Source organism: Acidihalobacter sp. (assembly GCF_037381185.1).
In the GTDB taxonomy this organism is placed as follows: Bacteria; Pseudomonadota; Gammaproteobacteria; order DSM-5130; family Acidihalobacteraceae; genus Acidihalobacter_A.
Genome location: NZ_JARRQY010000022.1, coordinates 19,005 through 41,182, shown reverse-complemented (window position 1 = coordinate 41,182; position 22,178 = coordinate 19,005). Strand labels below are relative to the sequence as shown.

At 60.4% G+C, this 22,178-nt stretch carries 16 protein-coding genes and 1 tRNA gene; 15 read left to right on the top strand and 2 right to left on the bottom strand.

Going from position 1 to position 22,178, the window contains the following annotated elements; genetic code table 11:
* The first annotated feature begins 33 nt into the window (after positions 1–33).
* The 10 genes from P8014_RS09230 (at position 34) to P8014_RS09185 (ending at position 10,792) form a co-directional block, all read left to right on the top strand.
* Positions 34–1,320, top strand: coding sequence for an integrase arm-type DNA-binding domain-containing protein (locus P8014_RS09230; RefSeq protein ID WP_337817023.1), 1,287 nt, complete (start codon positions 34–36; stop codon positions 1,318–1,320).
* Between the two features lie 96 nt (positions 1,321–1,416).
* Complete coding sequence (locus P8014_RS09225) at positions 1,417–1,800, top strand: hypothetical protein (protein ID WP_337817022.1); 384 nt, start codon at positions 1,417–1,419, stop codon at positions 1,798–1,800.
* A gap of 203 nt (positions 1,801–2,003) precedes the next feature.
* A complete protein-coding gene (locus tag P8014_RS09220; protein ID WP_337817021.1) occupies positions 2,004–2,294 on the top strand; it encodes a helix-turn-helix domain-containing protein in 291 nt (96 codons plus the stop codon).
* Between the two features lie 225 nt (positions 2,295–2,519).
* Complete coding sequence (locus P8014_RS09215; RefSeq protein WP_337817020.1) at positions 2,520–2,744, top strand: helix-turn-helix domain-containing protein; 225 nt, start codon at positions 2,520–2,522, stop codon at positions 2,742–2,744.
* Between the two features lies 1 nt (position 2,745).
* The gene (locus tag P8014_RS09210; RefSeq protein ID WP_337817019.1) at positions 2,746–3,768 is read left to right on the top strand and encodes a toprim domain-containing protein; all 1,023 of its coding nucleotides are present in this window, start codon (positions 2,746–2,748) and stop codon (positions 3,766–3,768) included.
* Positions 3,765–5,387, top strand: a complete 1,623-nt coding sequence (locus tag P8014_RS09205) for a hypothetical protein (RefSeq protein WP_337817018.1) — start codon at positions 3,765–3,767, stop codon at positions 5,385–5,387. The genes P8014_RS09210 and P8014_RS09205 overlap by 4 nt, the downstream gene beginning before the upstream one ends.
* 177 nt (positions 5,388–5,564) lie before the next feature.
* Positions 5,565–6,197, top strand: coding sequence for a hypothetical protein (locus tag P8014_RS09200; RefSeq protein ID WP_337817017.1), 633 nt, complete (start codon positions 5,565–5,567; stop codon positions 6,195–6,197).
* Between the two features lie 182 nt (positions 6,198–6,379).
* Positions 6,380–6,871, top strand: a complete 492-nt coding sequence (locus tag P8014_RS09195; protein ID WP_337817016.1) for a hypothetical protein — start codon at positions 6,380–6,382, stop codon at positions 6,869–6,871.
* A 534-nt stretch (positions 6,872–7,405) separates the two neighbouring features.
* Positions 7,406–7,666 (top strand): hypothetical protein, encoded by a 261-nt coding sequence (locus P8014_RS09190; RefSeq protein ID WP_337817015.1) that lies wholly within the window; start codon positions 7,406–7,408, stop codon positions 7,664–7,666.
* A gap of 39 nt (positions 7,667–7,705) precedes the next feature.
* Entirely contained in the window at positions 7,706–10,792 is a 3,087-nt protein-coding gene (locus P8014_RS09185) for a phage tail tape measure protein (RefSeq protein WP_337817014.1), read from the top strand.
* A gap of 223 nt (positions 10,793–11,015) precedes the next feature.
* Here P8014_RS09185 and P8014_RS09180 read toward each other — a convergent pair whose 3' ends face one another.
* The gene (locus P8014_RS09180; RefSeq protein ID WP_337817013.1) at positions 11,016–15,938 is read right to left on the bottom strand and encodes an ATP-binding protein; all 4,923 of its coding nucleotides are present in this window, start codon (positions 15,936–15,938) and stop codon (positions 11,016–11,018) included.
* 226 nt (positions 15,939–16,164) lie between these two features.
* Positions 16,165–16,241: transfer RNA gene (locus P8014_RS09175), tRNA-Pro, on the bottom strand.
* 118 nt (positions 16,242–16,359) lie between these two features.
* On the opposite strand from P8014_RS09175, the gene P8014_RS09170 reads away from it, so the two are divergent.
* From P8014_RS09170 to P8014_RS09150, 5 genes are all read left to right on the top strand, one after another.
* Positions 16,360–17,223 (top strand): diiron oxygenase, encoded by an 864-nt coding sequence (locus P8014_RS09170; protein ID WP_337817012.1) that lies wholly within the window; start codon positions 16,360–16,362, stop codon positions 17,221–17,223.
* Between the two features lie 376 nt (positions 17,224–17,599).
* The gene (locus tag P8014_RS09165; protein ID WP_337817011.1) at positions 17,600–19,849 is read left to right on the top strand and encodes a xanthine dehydrogenase family protein molybdopterin-binding subunit; all 2,250 of its coding nucleotides are present in this window, start codon (positions 17,600–17,602) and stop codon (positions 19,847–19,849) included.
* Positions 19,846–20,862, top strand: coding sequence for a hypothetical protein (locus tag P8014_RS09160; protein ID WP_337817010.1), 1,017 nt, complete (start codon positions 19,846–19,848; stop codon positions 20,860–20,862). Before P8014_RS09165 ends, P8014_RS09160 begins: the two co-directional genes overlap by 4 nt.
* Positions 20,863–20,866: 4 nt before the next feature.
* Complete coding sequence (locus tag P8014_RS09155) at positions 20,867–21,319, top strand: (2Fe-2S)-binding protein (protein ID WP_337817009.1); 453 nt, start codon at positions 20,867–20,869, stop codon at positions 21,317–21,319.
* A 1-nt stretch (position 21,320) separates the two neighbouring features.
* Positions 21,321–22,169 (top strand): FAD binding domain-containing protein, encoded by an 849-nt coding sequence (locus P8014_RS09150; RefSeq protein ID WP_337817008.1) that lies wholly within the window; start codon positions 21,321–21,323, stop codon positions 22,167–22,169.
* The last annotated feature ends 9 nt before the right edge of the window (positions 22,170–22,178 follow it).

Below are 22,178 nucleotides of genomic sequence, written 5' to 3'. Positions count from 1 at the left end.
TAACCCGCAATGCCGCCGCATGGGGATCCGAGCATGGGCAAGCTGACGGTCAAGCAGGTTGAGAACACAAAACCGGGGGAACGTGAAGTTGTCCTGATCGATGGCGACGGATTACAGCTTCGCATCTACCCCAGCGGCGTTAGGTCCTGGCAGTTCCGTTACCGCTTCGGCGACAAGCGCCACACCATGCCGCTCGGCCGCGCCGAGCATGTCACGCTGAAGCAAGCCCGCACGGCCACGCAGGACGCACGCAAGCTGATCGACCAAGGGCTAGACCCTATCGAGGAACAGAAGCGCCGCGAGGCGGAGCGGGAAGCCATCCGCAAGGCACAAGAGAGCCGCCGCACCTTCGGGCAGGCAGTCGAGCGCTGGGCAGAACTGGAACTTGCAGCAGGACGAAAGGACCGCGGTGCGGAGTGCATGCGCTCGCTGGGCAAGGACGTACTGCCTACGCTGGGCGACCATCCACTGGATGAGATCCGCCGCGGCGATCTGGTGGACATTCTGGATAGCATTGTGTCGCGCGGCTCCCGAGTCCAGGCCAACCATGTATTCGGCGATCTTAAACAGTTCTTCAACTGGTGCGAGGCCAGAGATTGGATCGAACGCCACCCACTGCGCGGCGTGAGCAAGGAACGGATCGGAGGCCGAGAAACCGAGCGTGACCGCATCCTGAGCCCTGACGAGTTGGTAGAACTGCGCGACAAGCTCCCCGCGGCGCACTTCGAACCGCAAACTGACGCCGCAATCTGGATCATGCTCTCCACGCTGTGCCGGGTGGGCGAACTCATTCAGGCGCGCTGGGAAGACGTGGATCTCGATGCGGCCATCTGGCGCATCCCGGCTGGCAACTCGAAGAACGCCAAGGAGCACATCGTCTATCTGTCGCCCCACTCCGTGCGCCAGTTCCGAGCGCTACACGAGCGCACCAAGTGGAGCGACTGGTGCCTGCCCTCGACAATGAAAGACGGCGAGCACGTGTGCATGAAGTCGATAACCCGACAATTGCGCGACCGCATGCGCGACACGGCCATGTCCAACCGCACCAAGGCGACAGGCGCGCTAATTCTCTCGGGTGGTTCCTGGACGGCGCACGATCTGCGCAGGACGGGCGCCACACTCATGGGCGAGTTAGGCGTGCTGTCCGAGATTATCGAGCGGTGTCTCAACCACGTTGAGCCCAGCAAGATCAAGCGCACCTACCAACGCCATGAATACACCGCGGAGAAACGGGACGCCTGGCGCCGGCTTGGCGACTACCTGGACGAACTACTGAACCACAAGGCACGCGCGGTAATCGACCTCCGCGCCCGACGATGAAGAAACCGGCCCGGGCGGTTTCCCGGGAAGCGGACCGCATGGTGCGGCAACACCATGCGACCCTAACCACACCCCGCCTGACAAGGAGGCGAAGCTATGGCTACCCAGAATGGTAATCAGAACGGCACCGCAAGCGCCAACGAGAAAATCGCAACCGACCCTCAAGACACCAACGCACTAACGAGTGATTACTGCTCTTACCCAAACCAACCTTTTGATGAACTCTTCGGCACAGCGATCGATACCCACGGATTCGAGACAAGCCAACTGGAGCGATTAAAGGAAACGCTAGGAAATATTAGAGGCATCAAGCAACGCGCACTCACAGGAGCCTCCAACGTGACCGACGCAAGCGAGCTCTACGATATTGCCGGCGCGCAAGACTTACTTTCCTTGCTGCTCGAGCTGACCGAAACTCTCGAACAGCTTGAATACAAAGTCGTCAGCTGCCTTCTCGAAAACAACTCAGTCGCAGCCTAGCGTTGAAATACGCCACCCCGGCTGGCGTGACGTCAGCCGGGTTACGCATACTCAAAATTCATTGAGGCCACACCAGCAGATTCTACATAGCAGACGGACCAAGAGCCTCACTCAACACGACATGGCATGCAGCTTATTAAGTTGTATAAAGCAATTATGAAAACGACCTGATCACAGGCAGCAGCTCCACCAGAGAAATGCCAATGCCCGACAAGAAAGAGCACGACCGCAGCAAAATCACGTTCGATGTTGACGAAACGGCGGATATGCTCAAGGTCCACCGCAACACGGTGCTACAGCTTGCAGAGAAAGGGAAGTTGCCAGGTGCGAAGATCGGTCGGGCCTGGGTTTTCGTCGTAGACGACCTGGTCAAATGGTTGCGCTTAGAAGTAGAACGCCAGCGGCATCAACGCCTTGACTCAAAGACTCAACTGCGCACTGGTGGCGGTCGGAGACGCCCTCCCCCAACACTACCCAACCTTCCAGAAACATAAACGCCTGAGTGATTCACCCAGCACCCTATTGACAACGGCGCCGGAAAAGTGTGATATTTCAGCCAACCTGTGGCAACTGCGCCTGATGCGCTGAGCCACAAAAATATAAGCCCGGCCATGTGCCGGGCTTTTTCGTTTCAGGATTAGGCCGCTCGGGAAACCAGCGGCCTTTTTTGTGCCCTGCATTCGGACAACACCAGCAGCCAACTCACCGAGGATCTAAAGATGTTGAATATTTCGAACGCAATAGTTCGCCGCATCGACGCCGCGCAATATTTAGGAATAAGTTTGCCGACCCTACACCGCCTCGTGCAACGCGGCGAACTGCAGGCGCCGATTAAGCTCACCCGAACTGCCTCTGGCTGGCGGCAAACCGAGCTCGACGAATTTATCGAGCGACGGCGCAGAGCTAACTGTTCGACCCTTCAGGGCAATACCGGGCAGCGCTGATATGTCCGGCCAGACATTTGCCAAAACGCGTGAAGCAGCGCGCGGCCGTTGGTGCGAAATTTTGCCAACACTTGGGGTTGAGGCGAAATATCTATGTAACCGGCATGGCGCATGCCCTGGCTGCGGCGGAAAAGATCGATTTCGATTCGACGATCGTGAAGGCGCGGGCACATTTTTCTGCTCAGGTGGCGGCGAGGCACTGGCTGGCGATGGATTTGAACTATTGCGCCATGTCCATGGCTGGAGTGCGCAGCGCGTGCTGCGCGAGGTTGGCTACATTCTGCAAATTAGTCGGGAGACCTCGTCAGCCGCCTTTAACCATCCGATAGCATCCAAAAGGGCGGATACGCCAACTGCCGACGAAAAACACATCGGGGCTGAACGCATGCGCAAGTTGTTCGCTCGCGGCGCGCCGCTGCATAAAAAGGACGAAGCTGTCCATTACCTACGGAGGCGCGGCCTCCTGCTTGCCGATTTCCCGCAGAATCTGCGATGCGGGCGAGTAGGGTATTTCACCGCCAGCGACCGCGGGCCAATCAAATTGGGCAATTTCCACGCGATGTTGGCCTCGATTCAAGCATCGAACGGCGAGATGGTTGGCATCCATCTGACGTACATCGTCGATGGCCGGAAACTCACAATCCCCGATCCAATCAATTCGAACAAAAACTTACCAGCAAAAAAGATTCGCGCTGCCTGGCGTGGTGCGACACGTGGCGCCGCAGTACGTCTTCAGCCAGCCGACCGCGAGCTGGTTGTGGCGGAAGGCATCGAAACCTCGCTCGCAGCACATTTGATAACTGGGCGCCCAGCCTGGGCTGCACTCTCTGCAGGAAACCTTGGCGCACTCGAATTGCCAGGAGATGTGCGAGATGTACTGATCGCGGCAGACGCGGATGTGGCCGGCAAGCGTGCGGCGCATGGGCTCGCTGAGCGGTTGCTGGCCGAAGGACGCACAGTCCGTCTGGCCGCACCCGATGATGGCAGCGACTGGCTTGACGCGCTGGTTGAGGCCTCATCATGAGTAATGTGGAAGGACTTCGCGCCGCACCTCCGCTAAGAGTTCTCGACGGACATGGCGGTGATAGAGGTGGTGGTAATACGGTGCCGCCGGGACGTCCGGTGATTCGGCTGATCGATGGCGAGGCGCCGCAAATCGGCGACGAGATTCTAGCAAGCCTGCGGACTCATGGGTTGTATGTGCACGGCGACCGCCTCGTGATGGTGCTGCGCCCGAAGACTGCGCCAAGCCGAGGCATCGAGCGGCCGGCTCATGCGCCCATTTTGCATACGTTGGACAGCGCTGGTCTCGCCGATCTTGCCGGACGTCATATTAGATTTGAACGTTTCGACGCGCGGCGCGGCGAATGGGTGCCACGTGACTTGTCGCGGCGCTACTGCGATGCAATCTTGTCGCGCGGCACATGGCCTGAGATTCGTCATCTAACTGGCGTAGTTGAAGCGCCGCTTGTCTTGTCCAGCGGCGAGATCATCGACGGTCAGGGCTATGACGAATTGAGCGGCCTCTACCTCGCATCGGAGCCACCTGTTGGCTATACGCGACCTACAATCAAACCCGTAGATGAAGCTATCACATGGGCTCGCGAGCTGCTCCTTGAGGTTTTTGGCAGTTTGCCGTTCGTCTCCGAAGCCGATCGCGCCGCAGCCCTTGCTGGTCTGCTCACCGTCCTGCTGCGCCGCGCCATACCAGCAGCCCCTATGCTTGCAATTACGGCCCCGACGCCGGGTACAGGCAAGTCATTGCTGTCGGATGCGCTAGCCACGATTGGGCTTGGCCGACGAGCCACAGTGCTTGCGCTCGGAGATGACGACGCCGAGGCTGACAAACGGCTTGTTGGCGTCCTAATCGCGGGCGATCCGATGGTTGTGATCGATAATGTCTCCCGCCCCTTGGCGTCCGATCTACTCTGCCAAATCCTGACACAGGACAGCATACGTGCGAGGCCGCTGGGTGTTTCAGCGATGCTCACGTTGCCAACAAGCACCGCATTCATCGTTAACGGCAACAACCTCGCAGTGGTTGGCGACCTACGCCGCCGCACACTTCTCGTGCGCCTTGACGCTGGCGTGGAGCGCCCCGAACTAGCGCCCCACGCCGGAGACCTGCTCAGCGAGGTCAAGGCTCGTCGTGGCGAGATCCTCAGTGCGTCATTGACGTTAGTACGAGCGTACATCGCCGCCGGCAAACCCGATGTGGGTGTGCCAGTCCTCGGTGGCTTTCGTGAATGGCACACCATGTGCCGCGCACCACTGATCTGGTCAGGTTTACCAGATCCCTTCGCGGCATCAGAAAGCCTGCGTGATGCAGATCCTGATCTTGAAGCAACTCGCGCACTGTTTGCCGCCTGGACGGCTGCGTATGGTGACCGACTCATTACCGCAAATCAGGTTGTCACTGACGCCATGTCAATGGCACCACGTTTCGACAGTACCGGCGCGGCCCCCAGTTCCCCTGATATGCATGCGGCGCTCCAAGGTGTGACCGCAGAAAAGATCACCGCTATCCGGCTCGGCCGCTGGCTGCGACGCCACCAAGATCGGCTGGTCGATGGGCTCCAGCTTGTCCGCGGCGAAGATGATCCGGTAGCCCGATGCGCAACATGGAAGATTCGCAGACCATGAGTACGGGGATATTTTCGAGGGATACGAGGAACACGAGGGACTTCCCTACCCTACGTGAAAAAGTGTCAAGACAAAAAATAATAATAGGTTGGAAAAATCCTCGAGTCCCTCGCTTCCCTCAAAACATTTCCCGAGAAACACACCGCCCGAACGGGCACCACTCGATGGAGTAGAACCATGTCCACCCAGCTAGATACCGTACAGAACACGACCAATGCCGAGCGCGAGCAACTGCGCGATAACGCCTTGGCGGCCATCCAGGAAATGAAAGAAGCAGAAGCGAAAGTAGACCGCTTAATCAAGCGCCAGTACGAACTGGAACGCGAGAAAGAAAGCGCGACCAATGCAATCGAAACCGCCCGCGAGGCGCTGGAAACAGCAACCGAGGATGCGGTCGTCAATGGCGATAGTGCAGCGTTGGATAAGGCCCGCGCCAAGCTGACCACGTCCAAGCAACGCATCGAAGATGCTACCGAGCAACTCACCGCCATCGAGCGCGTGATCGCTAAAGCGAAAGAAGATGTAGGGCCGGCTCAGCATAGAGCTCGGGGCGCTCATTCTGCTTTCTGGCAGGCCGTCGAAGCGGATGCAACCAAGCGAGCTGCCAACGCTGCGCAGGTGATACTCGAAGCCTTCCATGCCCGTCAAGCGTATGTTCCCGCGACTTCGTTGGATACCTTCCTGCGTGGTTCTGACTACAACCGCGGTTTCTTGCTTGAAATCGGTCTCCATAGTACCGCTGGGAGAGAACTCGTAGGACCCGTTGACGACGTGCCATTCGCCGAGCCCTCGTCGCGTTATGTCCGCTAATAGTTTTGAACGTCGAACGAAAATGGTCGGCGGCCTTCGGGCCGCCCTGCCCTCACCCAAAGGTGGCGTTCGGAAAAAGGTACTACTTGGCACCTTCGAGACATACGGATGCGAAGCCGCGCAGCTTTCTTGCAAAGGTGCTCTCTATAAGGGGGTTGTGTTGGTAAGAAGGGTAATTCTCGATGGCCACCCAAGCTGAAATTGGTGTTCATCTCGGGATTAGTCAGCAAGCCGTATCCGATTTAATACGGCGTGGTGTGCTACCTGCCGACGGTGACATTGATCAAGCACGGATGACCTATTGTGAGCACCTTCGCGCGGTCGCCGCCGGCCGTGGCGGACAGGACAACCAAGTCGATTTAACGCAAGCACGAGCTCGACAAGCATCGGCCGATGCGGATCTAAAGGAGCTCGACTATTGCCAGCGCACGGGCTCGGTGGTGGCTGTAGCCGAACTTGAGCCCCAGTTAGCCGGATGGGCAGCAATGGCCAGATCGGAAATTGAAAATTCACTCGACCGCACGCTCCTGGAAATTGAGGGGGCGCACAGAATTGAAATCGATCGCGCCTCACTAGATAGCTTGTGGATCTCAGCCTTTAAAGCAATAGCAGCGTATCCCGACATGCATATGCTCGACGAGGAACAGGACATCCATGATGACTCAAATCAATAGCAGATGGCGCACATGGGAGCCTTGGATGCGAAATATACGTGGCTTTCGCCTGGCTGAAATTCTTGGCATTCATCCCACGGACGTTTCTGAAATGCGGAAGCAAGGTCTTCCGTCCATATGTATGGGGGCAACGTTTCGCTATGACGTCACCGTAGCCCTGTACTGGCGAGCTGGACGCACTTTCGCACAGATACTGGGTATCAACACACACTTCCCTCCAGTCCTTACTACCTTAAATGGCTTCATTTTGTACGCCAGATTCGCAGGATTCTCGACAGATACAACGAAGTCATTGGCACGTCAGATAGGTATTCGCGCAGGTGGATCCACTCACCTCGTTGACCACCTATTAACGGACCACCCACTGCTAACCGTTTCGCTGAAAGCATTGCCACCTCCGCATCTTGACCTGCCGAGAATGCGCATCTCCGGTTTTTTGCCAGCGGTATGAATTACATCGTTCACGCTTTGCAATTCGAACCAGAGAGCGGGAGTGATAGTAAATAGAAAGCACATTTAAGAGGGCTGACTGAAATGACTGATTTAGATCAAAACCAGATCAACGCAATTGAAACGGATGAAGGTAAACCTGACGCACTTGCACAGGCTATCGAATCTGGGAGGAAGATGGAGCGCGAACGCATTTTGCGACTACTTGATGAGCCAGAAGCTCGTGGAAGAATCCAAATGGCCATCCACATCGCATTACATCATCCGGATATGTCATTTGAAATGACAAAAGCGATGCTGAGCAAAGCACCACGTGAAATACGTCCTGATACTTGCCTTCACTAGCGTTACACCGGGACCATCCATAGAATCGGGAGAGGGATCATGAGTGATTTGAATTTCAGTTTTAAACTGAATTTTGATACCAAACAGGCACGTTCCAACCTGCAGTCGTTCGAAAGTGCGTTTGCCAAGGGATTGCGTTCGATCGGTCAAAGCCAGTTTGACGTCGGCATGTTTCGACAACTGGTCAAGGCTGTCGATCAAGGCAAGGTCGCGATCCGCGACCTGGACGCCGAAACCCTCAAGCTGCTCAAGACGTACAACACCAACCGCAGCGTCGCTTCGGCGCGCGATATGCTTGGTCTGCGCGATCAGGCCAGCGTCGTGCGCGACATCAAACAGATCCGCCAGGCGTATGACACGCTACGCGTCAGCGGCAAGCTGACCAGCCGCGAATTGTCGCAGGCCTCAGTGGTAATGCGCGAGCGCATTCGTGCGCTGAGGCGCGAGACCAACGATTGGTCCGGCTCGCTAAACCGTATGCACGGCGAGCTGATCGCATCCACGGCCGTTCTGGCCGGCATCGCCTACGGCCTCGGCCGCGCCGGCGACGAATCCCTGAAATTCGGCCGGTCGATGGCCGAAGTCTCGACGCTGCTCGACGATACCAGCGGCATGGCGCAGCTGACGCAGCGGGTTCGGGCGCTGACGCGCGAATACGGCAGCGACGTAAACGTCAATGCCAAAGCGCTCTACGACATCATCTCCGCGGGCGCCACCGACAGCGCCGACGCCATGACGGAGCTCGACGTCGCCAATCAGCTAGCCATCGGCGGCGTGACGGACGTTTCGACTGCGGCCGACGGGCTGACCAGCGTACTCAACGCCTACAACCTGTCAGCTAAGGATGCAGTGGCGGTATCCGATGCGTTCTTTACCGCGGTCAGGCAGGGCAAGACGACAGTGCCGGAACTTTCTGCCAGCATCGGCCAACTCGCGCCGCTGGCTTCGACGGCGGGCGTCAGCCTTGACGAGATGCTATCGGCCGTCGCTGCGCTGACCGCCAGTGGTCTGAAAACGCCGGTCGCCATCACCGGCTTGCGCTCGGCCATATCCAACATCATCAAGCCGCAGACACAGGCGGCGAAATTGGCGCAGCAGCTCGGCCTGGAATTCGATGCCGAAGCGCTCAAGGCCAGGGGGCTGGCCGGATTCCTCGCTGATGTCAGGCGCGCGACCGGCGGCAATGTCGAGCAGATGGGGCAGTTGTTCGGCTCCGTCGAGGGCTTGAATGCCGTGCTTGCGCTGACCGGCCCTGGCGCGCAGAAGTTCGGCGAGACGCTGCGGGCCATGGGCGAGAAGGCGGGCGCCACGGATGCGGCCGTGGCTAAGATGATGGATGCTCCGGCGCAGCGCGTCGCGCGCTTCAAGGCCGCGCTGCAGAATGTGCAGCTCACCCTGGGCGATACGGTTACAGCCTTTACGCCGTTGCTGGAAAGCGTGGCGAGCCTGCTCAACGCCTTCAATGATTTGCCGGCTCCGTTGCGCTCGACGATTGCCGCCTCGGCAGCCTTGGCCACCTCGATCGTGCCTGTAGCTCTCGCCATCAATTCGATCAGTAAAGCCGCTGGCGTCGGCAAGCTGGCCCTGGTAGGCCTGCTGAATCCGCTGCAGCAAGTCAACAAGGAAGCGCCGGCCGCCGCTGCGGCCGCCGGCGGCCTGGCGCGGAACCTGAGCCTGCTGAGCGCCATCCGCTTCGGCATGTGGGGTGTCGTGATCGCGCAAATCAGCCGCTTAGCTGCGGCAATGAGCGAACTGAAGAAAGTACAGGAAAGCGTTTCCCGGGAAAATTCCAATTTCATCGAGAGCCAGCGAGCTCTCATTGCCGTCAGCGGCGAATACAAGAACATACAACTTGTCAGCGCCGACGCGTTGAATAGCATGACGGCCGACGAGATCGCTTCGTACCGGCAGCGCCTGGCCGCCGCCGAGCGCTATTGGCGCGCGCAGCGCGATCTGCAGGCGCGGTTGGACGTCAACACGGGCGGCGCCACGGGCACTTCGTCGCAGGCCGCCTTGGACGCCCAGCGCGAGCTGCGCGTGCATCAGCAATACCTGCAGCAGCTGGACGGCATCCTGCAAAAGCGCCAGACGGACGAGGCCGATTTCGCGGCCAGAATCGAAACGATCAAGAAGCAGGAAACCGCCGCGATCAAGTCGCAGCTGGCCAGCCAGATCTCCGCCTATCGGGATGCGCAAAAGCAGCTCGAGACCGTTCAGGCAGCGCGCAAGGCGATCGAATCCGATTTCGCCTCGACGCAGAATCTGCTGACCAACGGCGTACCCAAGCCGATCGATCAGCAGAACTTCGTGGATTTGCTCGATACGCTGCAGACCGCGCGCGGATCGTTGCAGGAAGGCGATCTGAAAACCGCGATCAGCCAGGCGCAGCAGGCCCGGCAAGTGATCGAGGCCTTGTTTCGATCCGGCAAGGAAAGCGCTTATTCGCTGCAGCCCTATCTCGATCAGGCGCGCAAGATCGCCGACGATGCCGCCAAGGCCGAGGAGACCTCGGCGCAGGCGCAGGTTGGCAATCTGAAAAAGAATATCGAGCAGCTGGTCGGCTCCGCGGAATTCCTCAAAAGCCTGACGATCGGTTTCGACGAAGCCAAGGCCAAGCAAAGCGCGGAGCAACTGCGGGCGGAAATCGAGGCCATGCTGGCCAAGAGCCCGATCAAGATTCCGGTGCAGCTCGACAAGCAAAGCAGCAGCAGCGATACCACGGAAGCGACGAAGATCCTGGCCGCGCTGCCGGCCAAGGCGGGCGGTGGCGAGATCGTCGGTCCCGGCACGGGGACCAGCGACAGCGTGCTGATGTATGGCTCGGCTGGCGAATATATGCAGTCGGCCCGTGCCGTGCGGCATTACGGCGTTGGCTTCATGGAAGCGATTAACCAACTTAAGCTGCCGAAGTTCGCCAGCGGCGGCCTGGTCGGCGCAGCGGTTTCCAATTTGCCGTCCTTCCGCGGCAGCGGCGCCATCGCCGCCGGTGGCAGCGGCGACACCTATTACCTGCAGATTCCCGGCGGTGGCCAGGTCGGCCCGCTGAGCGCACCGGCCGATGTCGGCGCGGATCTGCGCCGCCTGTTCAGCGCGCAGGCGCGCAAGCAAGGGCGCAGCAAGGCCTGATTACCAATTTTAGCTATCACGGAGGTGAACCCACCAAGAGAGGCAACACAGGATCACGAGCGCACAAAACAGCCCAACGATGATGAACAACGGCAGTCCGAGTAAAACGAACAGCGCAAATCCCTCTTTGGGGGCAATCAACATGCCGACAGCGAGCCAACCAAGCAATAGTGATGTGAATCCAAATGAATATCGTATGTCGTTCATCACATCAGCATGGGCTTCAACGTAAGATTTCCGGAAGCTCATAGAGAAGCTTGAGCGCAGAAGTCCATCCGACATCGGAAAAGAGCTGAAGCATCTCAACCAGTTTAGCTCGCAGACCTACATCTTCGAACACTGCGCGATAGTCAGCAAGATAGCATTGCACTATGCGCACGACCGCATCATTGCCAAGGCTTTCATAATGATAGCCTTCGTCTCGGCCGCTCCCGAAGATGACAGCATAAATAGCCTCGAACACAGCTATCGGGGCACCTGGGATTAGAAATTCATAGAGTTCGATCAGATGGTGATGCGTAGCCGGCTCATGCGAGTTCGCAAGCAGTGCGAGGATATCGGCGTAGTCTGAAAGGAAGCGCGCCATAGCAGCGGTGTCGGATAAGCCTGGACTGGCTTCATTATCATTTTTATAGGCACCTGATCCGAAATAGAGTTGGTTCATCGCGATGTGAATTACCTTTTCGGCTGCGCCGTATCGCTTGCTTTCCGCCTCCTTTTCGGCCTCTACGGGATCGCCGGAAGTCAGAATGGCATGTGCCTCAGCAGAGAGTGCAATCGCCCGCGTAAGAATCAGCGTCAAACCTTCCTGTGCGCGATTACACATTGCGCACGCTTCAGCTTCGGGATGCTGCGCATAGCGATAAAAGAACGCATCTCGCAGCGAAAGTGCATAGGAATTCAGCAAAGTACCATAGCGCTCTGGATCGGTGGCCCATTCATCGAGCCAGGAGCGCATGAGTGGCCGCCCCTGCCCGGAAAATAGCTGTGCCGTCCAGCTACCGAGCGACTCTTGCAGATAGTCGCGTCCATCATGGTCCTCGATAAGGTGTCCATCTAGACGTCCCTTGACGATGGCTAGCACTTCCTCACATCGCATGGGTTCGGAATGGCTGAAGCGCCACATCGAGTTCCTTATATAGGAGGCCAGAATCTGGGTATTAGCCTCCTGGGAGGCGATCACCTTACCCATTTCCCACATGCGCTCAGGCGCCGCGATACAGATAACTTGCAGATTCTGTGCTGCCTGAAGTCGGACCGCTGGTACCGGATCCTCCAGAATCGCCTCGATATGATCGACGATTGTCGGATACTCCTCAGCAAAGCGTGACGCGAGCGACACCCAGGCTTGAGCGGCATAGACACGCACCGCCCAACTTCCCCAGCCAATGTGCCAACCCTCATCGGCATCGCTCAATTCTGGATAACGGCTCGACGACAAACGCTCTAGGACCGCGAACATTGCCCCAAGGTTCGGCAGGCCATCCATGCCCGGAATATAGTTCTCGCTTGATACGATTCGCTCGACCGCATTAGCCACACGACCCCAGGCGGGCTCGTCAACCTTGTCGTGTAGGCCAGGGTTTTGATCGATCAGATTGAGAAGCGTAGTGGCTTCATTCCATAGCGCCGCGAGTTCAGACATCGGACTGCTGGAAGTTGTGTTCTTGATAAAGGAGGAAAGCGCCTCAGACGCGTCAAACACATTCCGGTCGGGGCCGGCATCCAGATTGACCCCTGCACGACGCAGATCCTCACGCACAAAATCGTGGTCATCGTCCCAAGTGTGGGTATAGCTATGGCTTGGATGGTTCCCGATTAAGAGGCCTTCGACATCAAACCTACGACGTAGCGCTCGCATTTCCTCTAGCTCAAGCATGTACTCCGGCACCAGTGCAAGGATACGGCCGAGGATACGATGCCATCGATGTAGTTCGTCTTCGTCAGTGAAGCGCGTCTCGTCGAGCGCCATCGTCTCGAATCGTATGCGTGCTTCGCTTGACCGTGACGGCCAGGCAGCCTCGACAAAACGAATAGCATCGCGCGAGGTACCGTAATGTTCCAGAAAATCTGGCTCCTCAATCAGTGGCCAGAGAAGATCGCCAACCTCATCGATACGCTCGCTGCCAACACCAAAAATCCGCGTCCAGACGGAAGCAGTCGCATATTCGCACGACGCTGCGTTCATACTAGTCACAAAAATCTGAGCATCGCTGCTGCGTAGGAAGTGAACATAATGGCGCAGCAAATCATCCTGCCGGTCCCGTCCGCCGTTCTCCTCCTCCCATGCGTTAAATTCGATCTCATACCCGCGGAGCTCGATCGTTGTATTGCCCGCCTTGATGACGTCGGGTTCGCGATCGCTGCCGTAGCCCTGGGTACGAGCTTTGCCAATCAGCGAATCAATCAGCGCACGAGTGCCATAACTTGGTGAGATTGTGAGAACTTCCCCGATGGCGCTACCAAGTTGCCACCAGCAATGCTCATAATCCTGCCTTCGATTAGACGAAAGTGGCAGGATCCGACTTGGCGGGCCTCCTCCAATCCATGTAGTGGTGGCACTATCGGTGATCATCTGACCGTAGAGAGCGGCATAGATTTCGACGGTGAATTCAGGGTCAGCGCGTGTGATCGGCAGAATCTGCTCGGCGAGCCATCCCGCCTCGCGATCGGCATATTGTGAGAAATGAGGTTCGCGCAGGATACGATCAAGCAAAGATCGCGATGCGGCTGGATCCGAGGCGAAGCTTTTACCGACGAATCGAATAGCGCGTTCGCAAACTGAGGTCAGCGGAGGCTGGGTCGACCATGCAAACTCCAGCAGCGCTCGCGCTGCCCGCCCGAACACATCAAGAAGTACTGCGGCAAGATCGCCATGATTGAACAGTGTTTGGAGCAGGATGAACCCTGGATCAATCAACGATCGCTCGTCGGTAACCACCAGCGTTTCGGCGAGCCGAGCCCAAGTGATCGCTTTGGCCTGGTCTACCGTGCGCCCTCCTTCGATATCCATCGCTGCAAATCTTGCGAGGCGTCCGAGTAGTGCTGTGATCCCTGGTCGAATAGCTGACTCTGCGATGTATGCCGTCAGCCCTACGACGTCTCTCTCGTCTTCGATATTCTCGACTACGACTCGCAGAGCGATATTCCCAAGCACTGGATCTATGCTCGTCTCCGAAAAAATACTGGTGATCAGCTTCCACGTAAGCGGTCGGCCCTCGCCGTCAATACGCCAAAGCCGCTCAATCCCGAAGCGAAGCGCCGGCGCGAGTAGAAGGGCGGTAGAAGTATCGCCGGAGAGCTGGTCAAGCAAAGCATTTGGATCGTCCCATGCAAGGTGGAAACGACCGCCGACATGATCGAATAGGACATGATGCGCAAAACTCACCAAGTCCCCAGATTCTGCCAGCACGCCGCTACGGATGACTTCATCGAGCTCCGCATGCTCGATCGCGATTTTTCGCACCGACAAGCGACGCTGGCTTACCATCAAGGCAACCGTGGCGCCAGCGGCCTGCTGCAGCTGTGTCGTGTCTAGTCTGGCACCTTCATATGCATCGATCAGCCCCGCTTGGGTGCGGATTGTGGCGAACGCCGTTGGGTCTATTTCGTCGCTGAGTAACTGAGCTGCCAGCGATAAATTGAAAATATTGCGTAGCAGCTGGGTTAATTGCGATGACGCTGCACCCAGCAACGCGTCCAATTCAGTGGATGCTTCTCCCACTGCGGCGAGATCGCTTTCGCTCAAGCGCGGAATGAGGAAATGACGTACCGTGGTCAATCCGGCTGCGGCATATTCGCCATCGGCTGGCGTGCCTCCAAAGATCCGGCGAAAGCGTCGACCGTTCTTGAGATCGAAGGTGCGGATTGACGCGATAACGATCCAATCATTTGCGAGTTGTTCACGCACGCTCTCGATCAGCGTTGCGAATACCGCTTCGGAAGGACCTCCTCGCGCGGCATCGAGCGCATCGATTATGAGTATCTTGCTGCCAGTGCCAGGCATGGCTGCGAGAGTTTCGATCACCGGATGGGTAAGCCTTAGTTCAGATTCGAGATCGGCGGCAGTCGCCACTCCTGGAAAGCGATCGACTGAGAGGAACACTACCGTGTCGCCCGTGGCTTCGATTGCCTCGGCAGCATGGACGAGCGCTCCAGTCTTACCTGCGCCCGGTTCTCCGACGACGAGTAGAGAACCTGCCCGAATGGCCGTAATCAGCGGCGTATCGCTCTCGCGCGTGATCGGCATACCCATGCCGAGCGGCAATCTGCCGTGAACCGCAAGCCTCGCAAGCTCTCTCCTTGTCACCTCCCGCAGCCTCGCGATATCGGCTTCGAATCCTGGGGCGCTGACATCTTGATGCCCCAGTTGACGGAGCGCACCCAGAAGCCCAGCACGATCAGCTGGTGCGCCGCTACCGATAAGTTCGCGCATGATGCCCTTAAGATCACGAAGCACTGCGTCGCCGGCCGCGGCGTCTCCGAAAAGACGATGACCAAGCAGCTGTGAAGCTTCGCGCCAATCACTGCCGCCTTCATCCATAGTGAAGCGTGCAATATGAAATATGCGGGCTAGGTCCACGAGATCGGCATGATCTGGTGCGATACCACGATGTGTGGTCCATGCTGGAGTTGCGATCGTCTCGAACGCGATGAGGGCGTCACGTTCCGCAGCATTGCGTTGCGTACGTGTTTCTTCCCAACTGCCGCCCAGATCAAACGCCCGACATCCGGTCTCTAGATTATCGAGCGTTCTGGGGGCATTGGCCTGCACCGCCAACAGCCCAGCATTGCGGGCCAGGTCCGGAAGGCCATTCTCTGCCTTTGCATCAGCAACCCAGTGCGCCAGCTGTCTAATGGTCTTGGTGAGCGGCGACTGCGGACCGGTACCGAGGTTTGCAGTTGTCTTGCACTGAAGATAGAGCGCGCCACCATCCGACTGCGACACCTCAATGTCGTCAAGGGCACCACCGGTCTCGAGACGGATGGCGATTGGAAGCGCCTGATTGTTGATTCCGAATCGTCCACCTACCGGGATCCGCGCAAGGATGTGGGCTGCGAACCAAGTTGCTACCGCAGCCTGAAAGGCCATACCAGCCTCTGTGGCGCGCCCGCCAGCACGCATAGGTGACTGTTCCGCTGCCATCGGACCGTCCTATGGGTAACTGCTAGAAAACCCGAATCATGTCATGCAGCGGAGGTATCTGTCCCCGTTAGACAAAGAGCGCCCTTGATCCGCCCCTTAACTGAGGGGCACCAAGATGCGCCGGCTTCTATGGCAAGCCTCTGTCGGATGGTTACGTGGTGGGTTACGTGAGATGTTAATAAACAAAAAGGGGTTAGGCGATAAACACCTAACCCCTTGATTTGTTTGGTCGGGGCGAGAGGATTTGAACCTCCGACCACCTGAACCCCATTCAGGTGCGCTACCAGGCTGCGCTACGCCCCGTGAAGGAGGTGAATCTTACCCGAGGCGGCTACGGGCGTAAAGCCTGCAACTCTGTTACACAGCGGGCGAATGCGATAGCATCAGCGCTTGCTGATAGACAAGACACAGGGCGGGGACCATGGGACAAGACGCGACCGCGCTTATTGAACAACTCAACCGTAGCAGCGTGCCGTATGCTGACCCCCTCGCCCGCATCGACTGGGCCTCGCTGGACCTGAACGGGTGGTGGCTACCACAAGAAGCGGTGAGCCTGCACGGTGTCGCCGAATTCGATGCGTTGCCGGAAGTGCAGCGCATCCGCCTGTCGCAGTTCGAGTTCGTCAATTTCATCGAAAAGGCGCTGTGGCTCGAAGGCATCTTCATGGAGCGCATCAGCCGTGCCCTGGCCGACTCTCTGGGCGATCCTGCCGCCACCACCTACCGGCTGCACGAACTGCGTGAGGAAGCCGGCCACAGCCTGATGTTCCTCGACCTGATCCGTCGCAGCGGCCTGCCGATAGGCCCCGAGGCCTTCGAGCGCCCGAAACTGGCGACCTGGGTCGGACGCTTCGCACCATACGGCTCGGCCGCCTTCTGGGTCGCCGTGCTGATCGGCGAACAAGTCCCGGATCAGATGAATCGTTTCATTCGCAAGCACCGCAGCGAAATATCCCCCGCCATCTACGACATCATCACCGCGCACGCCATCGACGAGGCGCGCCACATCGCACACGCGCGCGAGACCTTCAAGGGCAGCATGCACAGGGGCTGGAGCATGCTCATGCGGCTTTATCCTCCGCTGCTCAACCGCATCTTCCGCCAGTTCGTCGGGGCGTTTTACTTCCCCACCCCAAGCCTCTACGAAATGGCGGGGCTGGACAATGGTGCACACTGGCGCAAGCTAGCTCACTCCAACCCGCAGCGCACCGCCTTCGTCGACCGCTGCGTCGCCAGCACCGTGAAACAGCTTGCCAGCCACGACGTCAACCTGAACTGGCACTGATTCCCGCGCCACTGGGCCGTCCGTAAGCCATACGCGCGCCACCAACGTGGAATGACTTTCCCCATCCCCTGCATACGCACTGAACACGCGCAGTCGCCTCTTGTTTCGCACCATAGCGGTGCGCCGTGGACCCTGTATTTTCAGGCCACTTGTCGCATCCACCACCACCGCCGTATCCCTGGCATGCAATCTGCTTTTGAGCACGCATGGCGTGCGCCGTTACCGGCTGCCGTGGGAACCACGGCCGGACCGGCGCGGCGAAACAAGCAACGACACCCAATAGCCGCCACGCATCGCTTTCCGTCAAAGGCAATACACACGGAAGCCGGTTCACGGAGCAGCTTTTCGAGGTGTACCAACGCAGGGATGCCACGCAATGAAGCACCTAGGAGACGAAACCGTTCCGGTACGGGTCGACGCCGCCGACAAGACTGGCGGCGTCGCACGCTACGTCGACGACGTCCATTGCACCGCGCTGCTGCATGCCGCGACCGTGCGCACACGCCTTCCCGGCGGTCGTCTGAGGGCCCTGCGCCAGCGCGCGGACTTCGAATGGACCGGCTTCGTGCTGATTACCGCCGGCGACATCCCTGGGGAGAATGCGGTAAAGATGATCGAGCGCGACCAACCGCTGCTGGTCGCCGACGCCTTCCGACACGCGGCCGAGCCCGTCGCACTGCTCGCCCACGCCGACCCGAAACGGCTGGCCGAGGGCCTCGCCGCCATCGAACTCGACGAGGATGCCGATGCGTCCCCGTTGTTCGACATCGATGAGGCACTGTCCGCCGACACCCAGATCGTGCCCGGCAATGTCTTCACCGAATACCGCCTGCACAAGGGCGACCTGGCCACCGGCACTGCCGCTGCATCCGTCGTCGTCGAGGGCACTTTCCATACCCCCGCTCAGGAACATCTCTACATAGAGCCGCAGGGCATGCTCGCGCAGCAGTTGCCTGACGGACGCCTGCGCGTGGCCGGCTCCATGCAATGTCCGTACTACGTGCTCGACGCTCTGGTCCTCGCCACCGGACTGCCCTCCGAACGCATCCAGGTCGTGCAGACCACCACGGGCGGCGGCTTTGGCGGCAAGGAGGACTATCCCTCGATGATCGCCTGCCACGCGGCGTTGCTCGCACTCAAGGCCGGCGGACGACCCGTCAAACTGATCTACGAGCGCGGCGAGGACATGCGTGCCACGCCCAAGCGCCATCCGTCGCGCACCAATATCCGCCTCGGAGCCGATGCCGAGGGTCGCCTGACGCTGATCGACATCGATTTCGCACTCGACGGCGGCGCCTACACGACGCTCAGCCCCGTGGTCCTGTCGCGCGGCGTGATCCACGCACCCGGCCCCTATCGCTGCGACAACATCAGCGTGCTCGGCCGCGCGGTCGCCACCAATCACCCGCCATTCGGCGCCTTCCGCGGCTTCGGCGCGCCGCAGAGCATCTTCGCCATGGAAGCGGCCATGGACCGCCTCGCCGACGCCCTGGGCATGGACCCGGCAGAACTGCGCCGGCGCAACCTGCTGCAGAGCGGCGATTCGTTCCCCACCGGCAATCCCGTGGGCGAAGACGCCGCCATGCACGCCGTGCTGGAACAGGCGCTGGCAGAAAGCGGCTACGGCGCCCGCCGCGCGGCGCACGACGCCTGGAACCGGGCCGGGCACGGCACCCGCCGCGGCATCGGCATCGCCACCTTCGCCCACGGTTCCGGCTTCACCGGCAACGGCGAACTCAATCTGCGTTCGCGCGCCGGCCTGCGCGCGTCCTCCGACGGACGCATCGAAGTGCTCGCCTCGACCACCGAGATCGGCCAGGGCATGACCACCACCTTCGCGCAGATCGCCGCGGCAGCGCTGAAACTGCCGCTCGACCGCGTCAACGTAGCCCCGACCGACACCACCCAAGTGCCCAATTCCGGCCCCACCGTCGCCTCGCGCACCTGCATGGTGGTCGGGCGCATCGTGCAGGACGCCGCCGCACAGCTCATCGACCGTCTGCAGCGCGACGCCGCGCTGTCACCGAACTACACGCCGGAGGATTTCGCGGCCGCCTGCCGCCGTCATCACGAAGACTACGGCCCGCTGGTCGAAATCGCCCAGTACAAGGCGCCACCCGGCGAGGCCTGGGACGACAAGAGCTTCAGCGGACCGGCCTATGCCGCCTATGCCTGGGCCGCCTACGTCGCCGAGGTCGAAATCGATCTCGCCACGCTGGAGACGCGGGTGACCGATTTCGTCGCGGTACAGGAGATCGGCCGCGCCATCCACCCCGTCATCGCAAAGGGGCAGATCGAGGGTGGCGTCGCGCAGGGCATCGGATACGCGCTGTACGAAGACGTCGTGTGGGGCGCCGACGGGCTCATGAGCAACGACCGCCTCACCAACTACATCGTCCCGACCAGCGCCGACCTGCCGCCGATCCGCGTCTACTTCCAGGAGACCGCCGCCGACGCGCCGGGTCCGCAAGGCGCCAAGGGTCTGGGCGAACTGCCCATGGACGGCCCCGCCCCGGCCATCGCCAACGCCGTGCGCCATGCCTTGGGCGTCGACGTCGACCGACTGCCGATGTTCCCCGAGCGTCTGCTCGAACAACTCACCACACAAGAAAAGGACGTTGCATGAAACACCTGCTGCGCACTGCGCTCTTTCTGCTGCTTGCCGCCCCGGCCGCCGTCTTCGCCGCCATCCCGGTCAAGGTCATGGTACTGACCGCCTTCCCGCCCGAACTGGCACCCTGGCTCAAGCACATGGAGCATCCCACCCAGATCATGGTGGCCGGTGCGTACTCGCCCGTATGGTGCGAAAAATCCGGCGTCTGCGTCACGGAAACCGGCGAGGCCCAGGTCAATTCCACGGCCAGCGTCGCCGCCATTCTCGCCAGTCCCAAACTCGAGCTTGCGCACGCCGTGTTCCTGCGCGCCGGCATCGCCGGCGGCCCGCCCTGGGGCGACGATACGCTCGGCGGCGCCTACTGGGCCGACTGGGTCGTGTCCTGGGATCTTGGTCATCATCTGACGGCGCTGTCGCACGGCGCGGCCGAACCGCTGTTCCTGCCGCTGGGCGACGATCAGCCGCCGCTCGGCACGCACGCCTTCCATCTCAACCCGGCGCTGGTCAAGCTCGCCTACGGCGTAACCAAAGACACCAAGCTGACCGACGACGAGAACGCGCGTAACGACCGCAAACTCTACCCGACCCAGGCCAACCGCACCCCCAACGTCGCCATCGGCGCCACCATCACCGGCGACGACTTCTGGTCCGGCGTAAAACTCTCTCGCATCGCCCAGCGCATCGTCAGCCACTACACCCACGGCGAAGCCCACTACGCCACCACCGCCATGGAAGACACCGGCGATGCCGGCGCACTGGCCCGCCGCGGCCTGCTCTCGCACTACCTGAGCCTGCGCACCATCAGTGACTTCGACCAGCCTCCGGCCGGCCAGACCGCTGCGGCCATGCTGCTCTCGCACAACTATCCGGGCGGCCACATCGCCTTCGAAAATGCCTACCGCGTCGGCGAAGCCTTCGTAAGCTACGCACTCGCACATCCCAAGACCATCGCCAAAACCATTGCGGCGGATTCCGTGCCGGCGACGCACTACCCGCTCACCGCCGCCGAAGCGATGGGACAGTAGGGCCGTGACGATCCGGCTCACGGTCAACGGTGAACCGCGCGTCAGCGAAGCCGCGCCCGAAACCCGGCTGCTCGACTACCTGCGCGAGGAGCTGCGCCTGACCGGCGCCAAGGAGGGCTGCGGCGAAGGCGAATGCGGCGCCTGCGCCGTGCTGCTGGACGGGCAGCTGGTCAACAGCTGCCTGATCCCGCTCGGCCAGCTCGAAGGCGCCGAAGTCACCAGCATCGAGGGCCTGCCGGCCGACTCGCCGCTCGCCCGCGCCTTCGGCCGGGCGGGCGGCACGCAGTGCGGCATCTGCACGCCGGGCATGCTGCTGGCCGCCACCGCCCTGCTCGCCGAGCATCCTCGGCCCAGCCTGGAGCAGATCCGCGCGGGCCTGGACGGCAACCTGTGCCGCTGCACCGGCTACACGCGCATCTATGCCGCCGTCGCCGAAGCCGCCGAGGAGATGGGCTGAGATGTGGCAGAAACCGACCTCTCTTGCCGCAGCCCTCGCGCTGCTCGCCGAAGCGACATCGCGCCCCTGCGTCATCGCCGGCGGCACCGACCTGATGGTCGAGCGCCAGCTCGGCAACGCAGCTGCACCCGACGCCTGGCTAGACCTGAGCGCCATTCCCGAGTTACAGGGCATCGATGCCGGCGCGGACACGCTGCGCATCGGCGCCGCCACGCCGCTGCGCGCCGTCGCCGGGCATTCCGGCGTTCAAGCGCGCTGGCCCATGCTCACCGCCTCGGCGGCGCTGACCGGCGCCACGCCGATCCAGAACCGCGCCACCCTGGGCGGCAACCTCGTCAACGCCTCCCCCGCCGCCGACAACCCGCCCGCATTGCTCGCCTATGGCGCCGAACTCGAACTCGCCAGCGCCCGCGGTACGCGCCGCCTGCCCGTCGCCGAGTTCTATACCGGCTACCGCCGGACCGTGCTCGGCGCCGACGAACTGGTTACCGCCGTGTACCTGCCCGCGCCGGACGAGAAAGCCCGCCAGTACTACCGCAAGGTCGGCACGCGCCAGGCTCAGGCCATCGCCAAACTCAGCCTTGCCGCGCTGTACGAACTCGACGCCGCGGGCAACATCGCCGTCGTACGCTTCGGCATGGCCAGCGTTGCCCCCACCCCCACCGTCCTGCCGCAGCTCGCCAGCTGGCTGCTCGGCCAAAGTCCGTCCGCCGTCGATCCGGCCGCGCTGCGCAAGCAGATCTCCCGCGACATCGCGCCCATCGACGACATCCGTTCCACCGGAACCTACCGTCTGCAAACCGCTGCCCGGCTAATCGAGGAATCGCTCGCCGGCATCGCCAACACGTGAGGAATGACC

What these genes read in the sequence shown, in the direction of transcription:
- P8014_RS09230 (WP_337817023.1), top strand. Translation starts at nt 34, where the DNA reads ATGGGCAAGCTGACGGTCAAGCAGGTTGAGAACACAAAACCGGGGGAA.
- P8014_RS09225 (WP_337817022.1), top strand. Translation starts at nt 1,417, where the DNA reads ATGGCTACCCAGAATGGTAATCAGAACGGCACCGCAAGCGCCAACGAG.
- P8014_RS09220 (WP_337817021.1), top strand. Translation starts at nt 2,004, where the DNA reads ATGCCCGACAAGAAAGAGCACGACCGCAGCAAAATCACGTTCGATGTT.
- P8014_RS09215 (WP_337817020.1), top strand. Translation starts at nt 2,520, where the DNA reads ATGTTGAATATTTCGAACGCAATAGTTCGCCGCATCGACGCCGCGCAA.
- P8014_RS09210 (WP_337817019.1), top strand. Translation starts at nt 2,746, where the DNA reads ATGTCCGGCCAGACATTTGCCAAAACGCGTGAAGCAGCGCGCGGCCGT.
- P8014_RS09205 (WP_337817018.1), top strand. Translation starts at nt 3,765, where the DNA reads ATGAGTAATGTGGAAGGACTTCGCGCCGCACCTCCGCTAAGAGTTCTC.
- P8014_RS09200 (WP_337817017.1), top strand. Translation starts at nt 5,565, where the DNA reads ATGTCCACCCAGCTAGATACCGTACAGAACACGACCAATGCCGAGCGC.
- P8014_RS09195 (WP_337817016.1), top strand. Translation starts at nt 6,380, where the DNA reads ATGGCCACCCAAGCTGAAATTGGTGTTCATCTCGGGATTAGTCAGCAA.
- P8014_RS09190 (WP_337817015.1), top strand. Translation starts at nt 7,406, where the DNA reads ATGACTGATTTAGATCAAAACCAGATCAACGCAATTGAAACGGATGAA.
- P8014_RS09185 (WP_337817014.1), top strand. Translation starts at nt 7,706, where the DNA reads ATGAGTGATTTGAATTTCAGTTTTAAACTGAATTTTGATACCAAACAG.
- P8014_RS09180 (WP_337817013.1), bottom strand. Translation starts at nt 15,938, where the DNA reads ATGGCAGCGGAACAGTCACCTATGCGTGCTGGCGGGCGCGCCACAGAG.
- P8014_RS09170 (WP_337817012.1), top strand. Translation starts at nt 16,360, where the DNA reads ATGGGACAAGACGCGACCGCGCTTATTGAACAACTCAACCGTAGCAGC.
- P8014_RS09165 (WP_337817011.1), top strand. Translation starts at nt 17,600, where the DNA reads ATGAAGCACCTAGGAGACGAAACCGTTCCGGTACGGGTCGACGCCGCC.
- P8014_RS09160 (WP_337817010.1), top strand. Translation starts at nt 19,846, where the DNA reads ATGAAACACCTGCTGCGCACTGCGCTCTTTCTGCTGCTTGCCGCCCCG.
- P8014_RS09150 (WP_337817008.1), top strand. Translation starts at nt 21,321, where the DNA reads ATGTGGCAGAAACCGACCTCTCTTGCCGCAGCCCTCGCGCTGCTCGCC.